Source organism: Ensifer sp. ENS06 (genome assembly GCF_014852205.1).
Taxonomy (GTDB): Bacteria; Pseudomonadota; Alphaproteobacteria; order Rhizobiales; family Rhizobiaceae; genus Ensifer; species Ensifer adhaerens.
In genome coordinates, this window is record NZ_JACVBC010000012.1 from 1 (window position 1) to 14,998 (window position 14,998).

At 57.0% G+C, this 14,998-nt stretch carries 10 protein-coding genes and 1 pseudogene; 8 read left to right on the forward strand and 3 right to left on the reverse strand.

The annotated features are described in order from the left end of the window. The 6 genes and pseudogenes from IB279_RS37010 to IB279_RS28785 all read left to right on the forward strand — a co-directional run. Positions 1 to 230, forward strand: a pseudogene (locus tag IB279_RS37010) (hypothetical protein); the annotation flags it as partial. Positions 231 to 433: 203 nt separating this feature from the next. Continuing rightward, positions 434 to 1,678, forward strand: a complete 1,245-nt coding sequence (locus IB279_RS28765; protein WP_192340110.1) for a glycosyl hydrolase family 8 — start codon at positions 434 to 436, stop codon at positions 1,676 to 1,678. 545 nt (positions 1,679 to 2,223) lie between these two features. After that, positions 2,224 to 3,813 (forward strand): sugar ABC transporter ATP-binding protein, encoded by a 1,590-nt coding sequence (locus IB279_RS28770; protein WP_192340112.1) that lies wholly within the window; start codon positions 2,224 to 2,226, stop codon positions 3,811 to 3,813. A 1-nt stretch (position 3,814) separates the two neighbouring features. Further along, complete coding sequence (locus IB279_RS28775) at positions 3,815 to 4,771, forward strand: ABC transporter permease (RefSeq protein WP_192340114.1); 957 nt, start codon at positions 3,815 to 3,817, stop codon at positions 4,769 to 4,771. Between the two features lie 72 nt (positions 4,772 to 4,843). After that, entirely contained in the window at positions 4,844 to 5,815 is a 972-nt protein-coding gene (locus IB279_RS28780; RefSeq protein ID WP_192340116.1) for a substrate-binding domain-containing protein, read from the forward strand. A gap of 99 nt (positions 5,816 to 5,914) precedes the next feature. Next, positions 5,915 to 6,688 carry an SDR family NAD(P)-dependent oxidoreductase gene (locus tag IB279_RS28785; RefSeq protein ID WP_192340118.1) on the forward strand — a complete coding sequence of 258 codons (774 nt, stop codon included), beginning with the start codon at positions 5,915 to 5,917 and terminating at the stop codon, positions 6,686 to 6,688. Between the two features lie 149 nt (positions 6,689 to 6,837). On the opposite strand, the gene xylB is transcribed toward IB279_RS28785, so the two are convergent. Together xylB and tkt are read right to left on the reverse strand one after the other, a co-directional pair. Beyond that, complete coding sequence (xylB, locus tag IB279_RS28790) at positions 6,838 to 8,310, reverse strand: xylulokinase (RefSeq protein WP_192340120.1); 1,473 nt, start codon at positions 8,308 to 8,310, stop codon at positions 6,838 to 6,840. A 406-nt stretch (positions 8,311 to 8,716) separates the two neighbouring features. Beyond that, a complete protein-coding gene (tkt, locus tag IB279_RS28795) occupies positions 8,717 to 10,729 on the reverse strand; it encodes a transketolase (RefSeq protein WP_309142316.1) in 2,013 nt (670 codons plus the stop codon). Between the two features lie 233 nt (positions 10,730 to 10,962). Here tkt and IB279_RS28800 point away from each other — a divergent pair, with 233 nt between their 5' ends. After that, positions 10,963 to 11,949 carry a sugar-binding transcriptional regulator gene (locus tag IB279_RS28800; protein ID WP_192340122.1) on the forward strand — a complete coding sequence of 329 codons (987 nt, stop codon included), beginning with the start codon at positions 10,963 to 10,965 and terminating at the stop codon, positions 11,947 to 11,949. Positions 11,950 to 12,122: 173 nt separating this feature from the next. Here the strand turns inward: IB279_RS28800 and hutH are convergent, their stop codons facing one another. Beyond that, entirely contained in the window at positions 12,123 to 13,685 is a 1,563-nt protein-coding gene (gene hutH / locus IB279_RS28805) for a histidine ammonia-lyase (RefSeq protein WP_192340124.1), read from the reverse strand. A gap of 141 nt (positions 13,686 to 13,826) precedes the next feature. Here hutH and IB279_RS28810 point away from each other — a divergent pair, with 141 nt between their 5' ends. Then, positions 13,827 to 14,783 (forward strand): LysR substrate-binding domain-containing protein, encoded by a 957-nt coding sequence (locus IB279_RS28810; RefSeq protein ID WP_192340370.1) that lies wholly within the window; start codon positions 13,827 to 13,829, stop codon positions 14,781 to 14,783. Positions 14,784 to 14,998 lie beyond the last annotated feature (215 nt).

The window sequence follows — 14,998 nt, forward strand, 5'->3', positions numbered from 1 at the left end:
TCCGCCTGGCGCAGGATGGCAAGGATTTGGGGTTCGCTAAATCTGCTCGTCTTCATCAAAATCTCCTCGATCATAAAGCCCGAGAAAATTCTACTTTTGAAGCCCGTTATTTTGCGGGAGGATTACCGTCCGGGAGTTGCCAGCACACATCGTTCGGAGACGACGTTAGCGCTATAGTTCAGTTCGCGAGCCGCCGCCACGAGGCTTGTCTGCGCCACTTCACCAACTAAGCCAAGTTCGCCAAGCGCCCACGCAGCAATGACGTCGCGTCCCGCGGATTTTCCCGCAACGTTGCTCTGGTCAAATCTGCACCGCCCAACATCCACCGTAGACTCAATTAGATTGGCACTACGATAGCGATGACAGACCGTGCATGCGGTATGTCGCTTCGTGCTCACTGACGAAGAATACGTCGTATGAACTGGAGGCATTCTTGAGAACGACACACGGGGTCTATTCGCTTCTTGCAGCTTTGCTGCCCGCATTTGGCATTTCGGTAAGTGACGCAGAGTCCGCTCAGGGTATTCGACCAACCGGCTTTACCCAACAACAATTGGATCGGTCTCTAGTCGATTTCTACGAGAAATGGCGGTCAGTTTATCTCATACAAGGCTGCGGAAGTGACCGATACTATGTAGGTGTAACGGCCGATGGCAAGGCGGTCGGAGGCGGCACAGCGAAATCTACAATCACTGTGTCTGAAGCTCATGGTTACGGCATGCTGATTTCGGTTCTGATGGCAGACTTTGATCCGAGCGCACGTGCAGTGTTCGACGGAATGGTCCGCTACTTTCACGACCATCCCGCCAAATCAAACCCTGGTCTCATGGCTTGGAACCAAGTTAAGGGATGTAGCAATGCGCGTGACGTCGCCGGTGACACGAGCGCTACGGATGGTGACCTCGACATCGCCTATGCATTGCTTCTCGCGGATCGAAAATGGGGCAGCGATGGTAGCGTGAACTATCGCAAGGAGGCACTGAAAGTCATTGCTGCAATCGGCCAGCACGATATCGATGCCGACAGCAGATTCGTTCGTATCGGCGATTGGGTAAATGATGTAGACGATGGGCGATATGCCCCTGTCACACGCTCGTCCGATTTCATGGTTTCCCATTTCAAAGCTTTTGCCGACGCGACGGGCGATGGCACCTGGTACGCTGTGCGTGACGAGACTTATTCGATCATCGATAGGGTTCGCGGAAAATACAGCTCGCAGACTGGCTTGATGCCAGATTTCATAGTTGATCTTCCGTCGAAGGCACATCCGGCCGCTGCCAATTTTCTCGAGGGTCCCAACGACGGCGCTTATTCCTGGAATGCATCACGCTATCCGTGGCGCATCGCTCTTGATTATCTGCTGAACGGCGACCAGAGGGCGCTTGCAGCTCTTATTCCACTCAATAGTTGGATCAAGAGCGCGACCGATGGAGATCCCACTAACATCGCCGATACTTACAAGCTCAACGGCAAACCAGCCGCCGGAAGCGGTCGGGACGCAGTGGCATTCGTGTCGATGTTTGCCGTGTCCGCGTCCATTCAAGCAGCGAACCAGAGTTGGTTGGACGCGCTTTGGGCGGATATGACGGCGAGAAAGGTCGAAAATGAAGACTACTACGGAAACACGTTAAAGCTGCTGGCAATGATTACAATCTCTGGGCATTGGACGCAGCCCTAGAGAATTACGCAGCCGCCCCGATTTTGATCATCGCTCCTGGCGGGGCGTGACACGCAACCTGAACAATCCGTCGAGAGAGTACGTCGGCTACCTCCGGCTCCCTTGCGCATTTGCGTGAGGGTGATTCATCCCTCCCCTAAAAACTGGCCTGATACACTCCGCTCAAGTTCTCAAAAAGGAGCTCACCGCCGTCACTACGGCCAACAGGCGCGCGCTGCAGCCCGAGGATTGACCCTCCGACTTCAAGAATGGCGTCGGGTCTGCGAAAACAGGGTGTCAGGCAATGCCAAATGACGGTTATCCATTAGTTGGATCAGCGCGAAGATCCGTGATCTGTCTGGTCCCGCCGCGTAGCGATCCCGTGGTCCTGCGACCAATTTTCCAGTTCAGCGGCATAGGGCTTCACTCATTATAGTGCAAAATATTGCATTTAATAATGATATTGCAATAATAATCAAATTATGCATGCTAGAGGTACTAATCAAGACCGCAAACGAATGAGTGAAAACTTTTTCGAGGTGCGGTCAGGGAGGAGGAGAATTGCTATGGTGGAGGAGAGCTATAGTGGCCGTCCGCAAAGCGACCCCGAACATCACCCAAGCCCCGTCGTGAATTCACCTTCGCGGCCAGTGTTTGAGGCAGAAGACGTATATAAAGTATACGGCAACGTGCGCGCGCTTGAGGGAGTGTCGCTGGCCGGCTATGCAGGTGAAGTGCTGGCAATTTGCGGAGCAAACGGGGCCGGTAAATCAACACTTTCCAAGTTGCTCGCCGGACTGGTGCGACCTTCTACAGGTACCATCCTGCTTGCTGGCGAGCCGATGAGGCACAATTCGCCACGCGAGGGTATCGAGGCCGGCGTATTGATGATGTATCAGGAGCCGCTGATCGTTGACCACCTTAGCGTCGAGGAAAACCTTTGGCTGTTCGACCTGAACCGCCGATGGTCGTCCCTAAGATTGCGACGCGATCGTTCGGAAACACGCAAACTGCTCGACCGCGTCGGGCTCAGTAGGGTTGATCCCGACCGGCCGGCAGGAGAGCTAACTCCTGGCAATCGCCACATGCTGGCTCTTGCGCGCGTCTTCATCGTTCAGCACAGGCTCCTAATCCTTGATGAGACGACTGCATCGACCAATGAGGAGCATTTCCGGATTGTCGTCGACATTGTCCGGCATCAAAAAGCCCAAGGTGCCTGTGTTATTTTCGTTTCGCACAAATTGAACGAAGTGCGAGAACTGGCAGACCGCATTGCAGTATTACGCGACGGCAAGTTAATCGATGTCGTCTCCGCTGAGAAGCGCTCCGAAGAAGATATCAGTGCGATGATGATCGGCGAGCGGTTGTCGGCGCTTGAACCAAAGTCGGCACCAGCCGTGCCCGATGAGGCTCCCCTGTTAGAGGTCCGCAATTTCCGCTCGGGTCGTGTGCAAGGCGTGGATCTCACTGTCCGACCTGGCGAAGTGGTAGGTCTCTACGGCCTGGTGGGAAGTGGCCGCTCCACCGTCGGCCGAGCTCTTGGCGGGCACTTTCATTTCGCCGCCGATAAACTGCGCATCGCCGGAAAGAACGTCGCGATACGCTCACCGCGTGAAGCAATTGCTTCCGGTATTTGCTATCTCACCGAGGACCGGCACAAGGAAGGCTTCATCCCCCATTTTTCGAACCAGAGCAACATGTCTTTGGTCATCCTCGATACACTCTCCCGCCGGCGGATAATAGACCACGGGCAAGAAGCGCGTCTCGGCACGCAGTTGATCGAACAATTCCAGATCAAGGGATCCCTGGAAGGGCTGACCGTCGATCTGTCGGGTGGCAATCAGCAGAAGGTGTGCGTGGCAAAATGGGCTGCCTCGTCGACCAAACTGCTGATCATCGACGAGCCGACCAAGGGTGTCGACGTCGGGGCAAAGCGTCAGATTTACGAAATTATCGAGGAGTTTGCCCGTCAAGGCAAAGGTGTCCTGCTGATTTCCTCCGAAGCAGAGGAGCTAATGCACCTTTCGGACCGCGCAATCGTGATGGCTGAGTATGAGGTCGCGGCGGAGTTCAAGGCTGGCTCCTACAACAAGACAGAACTCATATCGACCGCCCTCGGCGATGAAGTGCGCCGTGCGGCACAAGGGAGGAACTGACTTGGTAGCCCATGTAACCCGCCGTTGGTTTACTGAACTCACTTCGAACTACCCATTTTGGATATTGCTCGGAATCTACGTGCTCGCCTGCATGCTCGTGCCCAAATTTCTGACAGAAGTTAACCAGTTCAATCTGATCCGCCAAAGTTCGGTAATCGGCATTGTCTCGTTAGGAATGCTTGTGGTCATCATCTCGGCCGGCATTGATCTGAGTGTCGGTTCCATCGTCGCGTTGGCAGGTGTGATCGCTGTCGGCACCCAGACCTACGTGCCGCTCCCGGTTGCGGTTTTTGCCGGCTTGGCCGTGGGTGTCGGTATCGGCATCGCAAATGGCGCGGCAATATCCTTTCTGCGTGTGTCGCCCTTCGTAATGACTCTTGGCATGCTGGCGCTCGCGCGTGGGCTCACATACGCCTACACTGAAGGCGGGCCGTTGCAGCCCGCCGCGGCCACCCGCCATATTTTTGTTTTACCTGGTCGGGGAGAGATCTTCGGGATCCCAGCCATCGGGTTGATATGGTTTGCACTCATCCTGCTCGTGTCCTTCCTGCTCAACCGTACCGTGTTCGGGCGCCGCGTCTTCGCGGTCGGCAGTAACCAGAGCGCCGCCTTTGCGACCGGCGTTCCAATCGCGTGGACACTATTCTGCGTCTACGCTATCAGCGGTCTACTCTGCGGATTGGCCGGCATCCTTCTTGCGTCGCGCGTCAGCGTGGCGACCCCGACCATGGGGCAGGCATACGAATTAGACGCCATCGCTGCGGTGGTGATCGGCGGAGCAAGTCTGGCAGGGGGACGAGGCACCGTCTCCGGTACTGTGGTCGGAACGCTGATCCTTGTATTGATCGTCAACATCCTGAATTTGTTGAGCGTGTCCATCTTTTGGCAGGACGCAGTACGCGGCGCGATCATCATCGCGGCCATGATCTTCGGAAATTTGCGCGGACGCAGCGGATGATGCGACCGCAATCAATCCCAATTGTGGGGTAATCCGCCCATGGGAGTGGGCGAAAGGGCAGGAGAACTGGACATGACCAAGTTTAAGAAACTGCTTGCTGCAACGGCGGCTTCCGTAGCGATGTTGGGAGGCATTGCATACGCACAAACCAAGGACGCCAAGGATGTAACTATCGGCTTCCTTCAGCGCACGATGACTGCACCCTATTACGTAGCCATGTGGAAAGAAGCTGAGCGCCTGGCGGCCGAAAAAGGCTTCAAGCTGGTGGCCAGCCAAGCCGATGGAGATGCCGTTAAACAAATGCAGCAGCTTGAGGACATGGTGGCGAAAGGCGTGGATGCGGTCGTAATGAACGCAGTCGATCCAGTCACGACCGAAACCGCAGTCAAAGAGGCGGTCGAAAGCGGACTGCAGATTGTATTCATCGACACCGAAGTCCCTGGCGTGGGTGCCAACGCGACGTTTGGCGCCGACAATGAAGGGATCGGTAGGCTAGCCGGCGAGATCATGGCCAAACGCGTGGGCCCGGGTCCGATCAAGATCGGAATCCTTGAGGGTGCCCCTGAAGACAAGTTTGTGGGCCCGGCCCGTGAGAAGGGTTTTCTGTCCGGCTTGGACGCAGGCGGTGCCAAATACGAGGTGGTAGTGCGTGGCCAAGCGAAGTATGCGCAGGATCTTGCTGTACCTGCCACCGAAGATATGCTGACGGCACATTCAGACCTGGACGTCATCTTTGGCTACAACGACGCCATGGCACTGGGTGCCCTGTCGGTGCTTAAACCCGAATCCAAGATACTTGTCGCCGGCATCGACGGGCAGAAGGAAGCTTTCAAGGCGATCAAGGACGGTGGCTGCAAAGGTAAATATGTTTCAAGCGGTCTGAATTCACCGACGCTTGCTGCGCATGACGGCTTCAGTCTCGCACTCGATATCGCCACCGGCGCCAAAGAGCCGACGCACGACCAGAAGTTTATCTTCACAAAGGTGGCAGGAATCGGCTGCGAGAACATTGATGCGTTTTACGACGAGAACAGCGCGTTCTAATCGTGTCGTAACCTGAATATCCTCCCAAGGAGCCGTCGGCCGGGGCATGCAGCCCCGGCCGGAACACTCGAATCCCACGAACATCAGGAGCGACGCGAAATGTATTTGGAGAAATTCAAAGTAGAGGGCCGGTTGGCAGTCGTGACAGGTGGCGGCCGCGGCATAGGTCTTGCCTGTGCCGAAGCTCTTGCAGAAGCCGGGGCACGAATTGCGATCCTGGAATACGACGAAACGCTCGCACAGGATGGGTTGGAGAAATTGAAGTCAGCAGGGCATGATGCCGTGTCGTATGTATGTGATGTAACTAATTCTGCCCGTGTGACCGAGATCGCTGACGAGCTCGACGCCCGAGAGAATGGAGCGTCCATCCTGGTGAACAATGCCGGGATCGCGCTAAGCGACATTCCAGCGGAGGACATGACAGACGAACGTTGGCTGAAAGTGCTGGATGTAAACCTCAACGGCACTTATTGGTGCTGCCGGGCTTTCGGACGGCACATGCTCGCCCAGGGACACGGGTCGATTATCAACGTGGGCTCAATGTCGGGCTTCATCGTCAATCGTCCCCAGCCGCAAGCACACTACAATGCCTCAAAGGCAGCAGTGCACCACCTCACCCGCTCGCTTGCAGCCGAATGGGCTCCAAGGGGCGTGCGCGTCAACGCTGTGGCACCGACCTACATCGACACTCCCCTCAACGACCTAGTGCATGAGCAACCAGAAATGTATCGGCGGTGGATCGACGGCACACCGATGGGACGCATGGGTAAGGATCATGAGATCGCCAGCGTGGTTCTATTTCTCGCGGCCGAGGCCTCCAGCCTGCTGACGGGCTCGATCGTTCTGGCCGATGGCGGCTACACCGCATGGTAGCTGATCCGCAAAGAGCATCCAGGGTTCCAGCACCCGACAACCACTACCGCCCTTTCCTAAAAGCATGACTGTCGCCCCGGCTGCATGGTTCTCCTGTCTTCAGGTCTAACCACTCCGCCGAATTCTAATGCAATCGCCAGCTCTCCACTTTAGGAAGACACGGCTGGCCAGATTGGCTTAAGTGCACGGTAAAGATCGCGGAATGCTTCAAGGCGAGGCTGGTACGCAGCATGGAGTTCGGGGTCACTCTCAATGATATCCTCGATCGCGGGCGGCACGATGACTGTTGCGGGGTCTTCACCAGTGACCGAGAGGCGAGCGATTCTGGCAGCGCCGAATGCCGGCCCGCGTTCCGATGAGCAATGGCGCACAAGCGAGACATCAAGCACGGAGGCGATAAGTTTAGCCCAAAATCTGGATCGGGCACCGCCGCCGATCAGGGCGAGTTGTCCAGGCCGACCCTCGTTCCTTGTCAGCACATCCAAACCATCGGCTAGGGAGAAAGCCACACCCTCGCAAAAAGCTTGCAGGACCTCGCTGCGGGTTGTCGACCTAGTCAGCCCAACAAGCGTCCCGCGTGCGAGCGGATCGTTGTGCGGCGTGCGCTCGCCCGACAGGTAAGGCAGCGCCAGCAGTCGCGACGGCCCCACAAAGTCCGCCTCTGCTTCGGCAAGGAGCGTTGCGACGTCTTCTCCCCCCGTCCATCTCGCTGCTGCAGAGAGAGGGCTTGCACCATTGAGTAGGGCTGCCATGCGATACCACCGACCAGGCAGTGCGTGGCAGAACGCATGTACCAATCGCTCTGGCTGCGGGCGGTGCGCGGTGTCGGCCACAAACACTTGAGCAGACGTACCGAGCGATATGAAGGCATTGCCGGCCGAAACTGCGCCGATACCAATTCCACCAGCCGCAACGTCGCCTGCACCACCGGCGATTACCACGTCATTTGGAAGGCCCCATTTTGCCGCGAGATCGGGGCGCAATGTCCCGCCGGCTGCAACCGACTCTATCAATCGAGGTAGCAGTGTCGCATCAACCTGACATGCGTCAAGCGCCTCGCGGCTCCACTCCCGCCGCTCCTGGTCAAGCAGCCATGTTCCAGCCGCATCGGAAACGTCTGTCAGCTTCTCACCGGAGAGCTTCAGACGAACATAATCTTTTGCAAGCATGAGTGCGCGCATGCGGTGAAAGATGTCCGGCTCATTGTGCGCCAACCACAGGAGCTTCGGCCCCGTGAAGCCAGGCATTGGCAGGACGCCCATCTGGAGTTGCAGCTCGAGGCCGAGAGTTGCGAGGCCGGACGCTTCCTGGTCTGCGCGACCGTCATTCCACAGGATCGCCGGGCGGACTGGCCTATCCGCAGCGTCGAGCGCGACCAGGGAATGCATCTGGCCCGAGAGACCGATTGCACGAACTCCAGACATGGCAACCGGGGCTTCACGCGCCAACGCGTCGAATCCGAGACAAAGAGCTCGCCACCACTGGTCCGGATCGTCTTCCGACCATAGGGGGCTGGGATGGGATGGCGAGAGCGGTATTGCGGCCTCTGCGATCGCCTCTTCTGCTTCGTTTACGAGCACGATCTTCACCGCCGATGTCCCGATATCGACACCGATAAACATACTATTCATCTCCCGCCTGTTTGATGCTTTCGTCGGCAAAACCGACTTTTCTCCGTAGCGTACTCAGATGTTTTTGACTTGGACAGGCTCAGTCAAAGCGCGATGGCGGCGCATCATGCTACCGCGACTGAAGTGCCCCGGGATAGCCACGAAGCACGGGTGCAACGTCGAGGTTGTTCGCGGCTTTTATCGACGAAACGCCGGCCTTCAAGTGCACAGTCGCATTGCGCGGAGTTCCCAAGCTGCCTGCGATACTCTTTGCGCTGCGGTCCGTTGGCAACATGGTGCGCGCTCTCGACGGCGCTCAGATTTGCACGAGACACCTTGCTCGGATCAAGTATCAGTGTCAGCCTATACCCCATATTATGAGCAGCTTTGGTACCCATCCGCTAGTTTTCGAATATCGTCACGCGGCGGCCGTATCGCGGCCGAGATCGGAAAGGATCACTGCGGCGATTGCCGTCGGGGTCAGGCCAAACTTGGCATAGACCTCCGGCCCCGGCGCCGAAAAGCCAAATACATCGATACCGAAGATGCGTCCTCCGTCGCCAAGATAGCGGTGCCAACCATAGGAAGATGCCGCCTCAACGACGTAGCGGGGTGCAGAGCCGAGCACCTGCATCCGGTAGTCCTCAGATTGCCTATCGAAGACTTCCAGGCATGGCATTGAGACAACCGCCGCCTGTACGTTGTGTTCTGCGAGCGCAACCTGCGTGGCAACGGCAAGCTGGACTTCGGAACCCGTTGCAAGCAGCGTCAGATCCCGTCTGCCAGCCGGCTCAGACAGAATATAGCCGCCGCGCCGTGAAATGAGGCTGTCGTGGCGCTCCTTGCGCACCGGCGCTACCTTCTGGCGGGCGACTACCATAACCGACGGCCCCGTGTCGGCAATTGCATCATACCAGCACTCTAACGCTTCGACTGCGTCAGCGGGCCGGTAGATCCGTATGCCGGGCATCGCCCGCAGCGATGCAAGATGCTCGATCGGCTGGTGAGTTGGCCCATCCTCTCCGACCCCGATGGAGTCATGACTGAAAAGAAAGACCACGTTGATGCCCATAAGCGCTGCCAGGCGGATCGAAGGTCGACAATAATCGCTGAAGGTCAGATAGGTGCCACCGAACGGAATAAAGCCGCCGTGGAGCGCAATTCCGTTCATCGCGGCGGCCATTCCATGTTCACGGATGCCATAGGGCAAATGTCGGCCGGAAAAGGTATTGATGTCGAAATGAGCGAGTTCCGCGGGCCGAGAGAGCACACTACTCGTTAGGTCCGCTGATCCGCCCACGATCTCTGGCAATAACTCTGCAAGCAATCCCACAGCCTTTTGGCTGGCTTGCCGAATTGGCATTGGCTCGGCGGACACGGAGAATTCGTCGGCGCCACGCTTTACCGTCTCTTCGAGACCTTCTGGCAAGATGCCAGCAATCCTGCGGGTGAACTCAACACGTAGATCGGCTGGCGCCTTCGCCAGGCGCGCCTGCCATTCGTCACGATCGGAACGACCGCGCCGCCCTGCGTCGCGCCAACCTGCAAGCAATGGTGCGGGAACCTCAAAGGGAGCGTGCGGCCAACTAAGCTTTTCGCGCATGGCAGCAAGCTCCTCCGCACCGAGCGGCGAACCGTGAACCACTGACTTCCCCTGTTTGGTGGGCGCGCCAAACCCGATATGCGTGCGTGCAGCAATCAATGTGGGGCGATCTGAGGCTTTGGCAAAGGCAAAGGCGCGATCAATAGCTTCAGGGTCGTGTCCATCAACCGCAATTGTCGCCCAGTTCGAGGCCTCGAAACGCTTTCGCTGATCGTCCGAGGTTGCGATCGAGGTGGCGCCGTCGATCGTCGTACCGTTGTCGTCGAAAACCACTGTCAGTTTGGCGAGGTTCAGGTGGCCGGCGAGCGAAATTGCCTCTTGGCTGATACCCTCCATCAAGCAGCCGTCGCCGCAAAAGACCCACGTCCGATGGTCGACCAGTTCTGGACCGAATTCTGAGACAAGCAGGCGTTCGGCGATAGCCATGCCGACGGCAGTAGCAATCCCTTGTCCGAGCGGACCTGTTGTGGTTTCAATGCCCGGTAAATAGCCATATTCTGGATGGCCAGCAGCACGTGAGTGGGCCTGGCGGAAGTGTTTCAGTTCATCGAGCGTCGCTTCTTCGTAGCCAGCAAGATGCAGCACCCCGTAGAGCAGCATCGAGCCATGTCCGTTCGACAAGACAAACCTGTCACGGTCGGCCCAGTCGGGTTCGCTAGCATCATATTTTAAGTGGCGGGTAAACAGGACAGTGGCAAGATCAGCCATGCCGAGTGGCATGCCCGGGTGTCCTGACTGCGCCTTCTCGACAGCGTCGACAGCCAAGAACCGCAAAGCATTCGCCATTTCCGAAGTGCGGGGATCGATGAGACTGCAGGTGGAGGCCAAGTTCGGGTTCCTTCGCAAGCGGTGTGTATCTGTTGAACGATATTAGGCCTCAGCGCCAATTATTTGCAACAAATATTATTGTTGCAAATATTTGCATTTTTAATCGTTGCCAATCTCCATTTTTGCTTCGAGTTGAAGACCTGATAAGGACCGTGTTATGCAGTTTGCGGCCAATCCGGTCCCGCACCATCGGTCCGGCGAACCGATCCACGCCAAAGGAAGAGTGACCAAGTATGCCCCGGCCCGCGCGTGACTTTGACCGTATTCTTGAAATTGCTCGGCTGCATTACGAGGATCGGCTGCCACAGGCCGAAATCGCCCACCGGTTGTCGATCTCGGTCGCAACAGTCAGCCGTCACTTGCAACAAGCGCACGTGTTGGGCTTCGTTGAGATGCGTGTGGTTTCCAGCGCCTACCGTAGCTTCGCCATCGAAGCGGAACTTGTCCGTCGGCTCGGTCTCTCTTCGGCCTGTGTCGTACAGAGCGCCAATTCCACCGCCGCCACGGAACGTGTGCTTGCAGAAGCGGCGGCGCGTAAGCTTGATGAATTCATCTCGCCCGGTGCGGTGATTGGAGTGTCCAATGGTCGGACGCTGGCCGCAGTCGTAAGCGAGGCGCGTCGCTCTCGTACTAATGATATCGACATCGTGACCCTGATTGGAGGCATTGGCCGCGCGGAATCGTTCTCTCAGACAGGGGAGATCTGCCGCACGCTGGCTGACAAGCTTGGCGGACATGCATGGATTCTGCCCGTACCTGCAGTGGTGGAGTCGGCGAACATCGCCGACGCCCTCCGGTCGTCGTTCGCAGCGGCAGAGGTGTTTTCAGTCGTTAGCCGGCTATCAGTCGCGGCTTTCGGCGTCGGAGCGATGACACCTGGATCGTCGACCTTTCAACACGGCCTATTTGACGCTGATCACCTGGACACCATGGTGGCGAGGGGTGCTGCCGGTTCAATATGCGCCCGCTTCTACGACCACGACGGGGCCATGCTTCACTCCGATCTCGATTCCCGAACCATGTCAATCAACCTTGCTGAGCTGGCAGCTGTACCGACCAAATTCGGGGTGGCGTTCGGCCAGGATAAGGTTTCGGCCATCTTTGCCGCGATACGCGGCGGGTTCATAAACCACTTAGCGACCGACAGCGAGACCGCCGAGACATTGATTGCCCTTACGTCGTCGCGAAAGGTACGGTCGCAATCAGGGCATAGAGCTTAACGAACTGGAGCCAGCGACCTGATGCCACTTGTGTTTGGAAAGGTGCTGCATCTTTGCCGCTGTCGATGCCTCTGCTTGAGCTCACGGAACCTTTTGTTACCTGCAGCAGCGGCCCTAACCATTGCTGCCGTTTAAAGACTTCATAGTTCCAGGGGCCTTTCTCTCTAGCCCTCTCAAGCGCTCGCCTCAAGCCGGTTTGCAACGACGGACAGAACATCGCCGCTTCGAACCTGATCGGTCACACTGACAATATCCGGATAGAACACGCGGTCTTCTTCGGCGACAGGAACGCGGCTTCGTACAAGGTCGTAAACCCTTTTGGTGACGGACGACGCTTTGCTGACGTCCAAGAAGTCGAGCGCCTGGCAAGCAACCAGCAATTCGATTGCGAGCACGTATTCAAGCTTCTGCGAAACCTTGTAGGCCTTCATGGCCGCATTGTAGGCAAAGCTGACCGGATCTTCCTGATTGCCGCAAGTCGAGACGCTGTCAACGGTGGACGGGAAAGAAAGTACCTTCATTTCCCCAAGGAGACCTGCGACGGTGTACTGAACGATCATGTAACCGCTGTTGAGGCCAGGCTTGCGCACCAGGAATGCAGGAAGTTCGCTGAAGTGGGAATTCACCATACGGTCCGTTCGGCGCTCAGAGATTTTCGCCAGATTGGTCAATGCATTGCACAGGGTGTCCGCTGAAAGGCCGATATACGAGCCATCAAAATTCGCACCCGAAATAGCGATCCCGTCGTCATCGCTTAGCGGATAAATGACCGGATTATCACCCGATGAACCAACCTCGTTTTCGATGGTTTGGCGCGCATAGTCGACAAACGTCCGGGACGCGCCATGCACTTGCGGGACCGCACGCAAACTGTAGGTGTCCTGCAGTCGGTAGTCGATGTTCTCCGCGACCAACTGACTGTCCTTCAGTATCCCACGAATACGAGCGGCGCTTTCGGCCTGCCCCTTGTGGGCCTTGATCGAATGATAACGTGGATCGTAGGCGCGGATCGTACCCTTGAGCGCTTCCAGCGACATCGCCGCCGTCAGATCTGCCACTTCAACCGACTGCAGCGCGTTAAAAAGCGCGAGGATCGAGATCGCCGTGACCGAGGTGGTGCCGTTCAGCATTGCAAGGCCTTCCTTGCATTGAAGATGAATCGGTTTCAGGCCGACCTGCTCAAGCGCTGTTGCACCGTCAACCAGCTCACCGCCGTTGACTCTTGCCTGGCCTTCACCCAGCAGGACAAGTGCCAGATGTCCCTCCACAGCAAGATAACCCACCGACCCCTCACCCGGGGCGAACGGCACCACCTCATTGTTCAGGAGGCCTGCGATTAGTTCCAAGAGCTCGAGCCGAACGCCTGAGTAGCCCTTGCCGAGACTGATGAGGATCATCAGCTGAATTGCACGCACCTGCTCACGATTGAGCGGCTCGCCCACAGCGACCGCGTGGGAGCGGACGATGTTCACTTGCAGCTGGCTGGCGTCGTTCGGCGAAATCACATGACCGACGTTGTCACCAAAACCCGTCGTTACGCCGTATACAAGGCGGTTTTCGGCGAGGAAGCGCTCAACCAAGCCGCGGGACTTGCGTACGCGCGCCTTGTAGGCCTCGGAAAAGCTCACCTTCGCGGAGTAGCGGGCGACGGCAACGATTTCCTCGATGGTCGGATCCCTGTCGCCTAGAACGACATCCTTGATCGTTTGAGGGTGGGGTTTCGATAGGACGGACATGGCTTGCTCCAAGGTGGGTAGGGTCCAGCGCACGACTGGTGAGATCGCTGGAATGGGACCCTAAAGCTTCGAGGCATCCAATAATATCTGGTGTATTCTGATATTTTTGCTACTTTTTCTAAAACGATGAAAGTGATCAATATGAGTTCTCTCCCCCCTTTGCGAGCCCTGCAGGTATTCGAGACGGTCGGACACTACGGGAGCATTTCTCGCGCGGCTCAGCACCTAGGCATTTCGGTCGGGGCAGTCAGCCAGCACATGAAACTGCTTGAAGGCGCATTGCATGCCACGTTGACCGTGAAGGAGGGGCAGCGCATCAGGTTGAGTGCTGTAGGTGAACGGCTGCACGCGCGCTGCAAGGTAGCATTTGAAGAGCTACGCGCCGCCACGGCGGAAGTGGAAAGAACCAAGGCGTCGGTGTCTCTTTATGTCAGTTCCCTGCCCTCCATTCTGGCGAAATGGTTAGCGCCACTAATGTACGACTGGAACAGGAACCGCACGCGCGTTGATATTTATTGGGATACGAACCTGGACAACACGTCTGATCGGGAGGGCGTCGACTTTCGCATCAGTTATGGTGAGGGCAGCGGCATCCTCGAAAACCGCGCAGAGTTGTTTCGCGATTGCGTCGTCCCTGCGTGTCCCCCTGCATTCATCGACGGGGCATCCACAGTCGTGAGACCTCAGGTGCTCGCTGACTATCCTCTGATCGCGATCGAGTCGAAGCCCAAATTCGATGAGCCGCCGTCGTGGGCAGATTGGTTTGAAGACTGCGGACACGAACCAGAGGAGGCAGTCTCCATTTCGCTTCGCTGCTCATCCTCAAGCGTAGCGGTTCAAGCCGCAATAGATGGTCAAGGTATTGTTCTAGCCCAATATTCGATGATTGCTGCCGACCTCAAGTCGGGAAGGTTGATCATACCGTTTCAGCATGCAGTAGAGCTGTCCTCGCCCTACTTTGTAAGTTGGCCCCACAACGCGCTTTCCAAGCCCCAATGCCAGGATTTTCAGCGCTGGATCATCGCCCGGGGTCGCGAGCAGCAGCGCGCTATTCAAGAAGTCCTCGCGCAAAACAGGGACTATCTATCGCGAGCTTAAGTCCAACCGCTCGATGTGATTCAAGGCAACCTTCATGCTTTATGATTTGATCGTCCATCTGCGCGAGATGGCCAGAAAAGCGCTCGAGGCCTCCGCCAACACAAGTCCGGAATTGTTCGCTAAGCCGTGTTGTCGCTCACAGTAAATTGTATAAGGTTCAGATATTCCGTCCCACCCGTCTGAGTGTGGACGATCGCCTCGTCACATCAGTCAGC

Coding starts and splice junctions, on each gene's coding strand:
- IB279_RS28770 (WP_192340112.1), top strand. CDS start 2,224: ATGGTGGAGGAGAGCTATAGTGGCCGTCCGCAAAGCGACCCCGAACAT.
- IB279_RS28780 (WP_192340116.1), top strand. CDS start 4,844: ATGACCAAGTTTAAGAAACTGCTTGCTGCAACGGCGGCTTCCGTAGCG.
- IB279_RS28785 (WP_192340118.1), top strand. CDS start 5,915: ATGTATTTGGAGAAATTCAAAGTAGAGGGCCGGTTGGCAGTCGTGACA.
- xylB (WP_192340120.1), bottom strand. CDS start 8,310: ATGTTTATCGGTGTCGATATCGGGACATCGGCGGTGAAGATCGTGCTC.
- IB279_RS28800 (WP_192340122.1), top strand. CDS start 10,963: ATGCCCCGGCCCGCGCGTGACTTTGACCGTATTCTTGAAATTGCTCGG.
- hutH (WP_192340124.1), bottom strand. CDS start 13,685: ATGTCCGTCCTATCGAAACCCCACCCTCAAACGATCAAGGATGTCGTT.
- IB279_RS28810 (WP_192340370.1), top strand. CDS start 13,827: ATGAGTTCTCTCCCCCCTTTGCGAGCCCTGCAGGTATTCGAGACGGTC.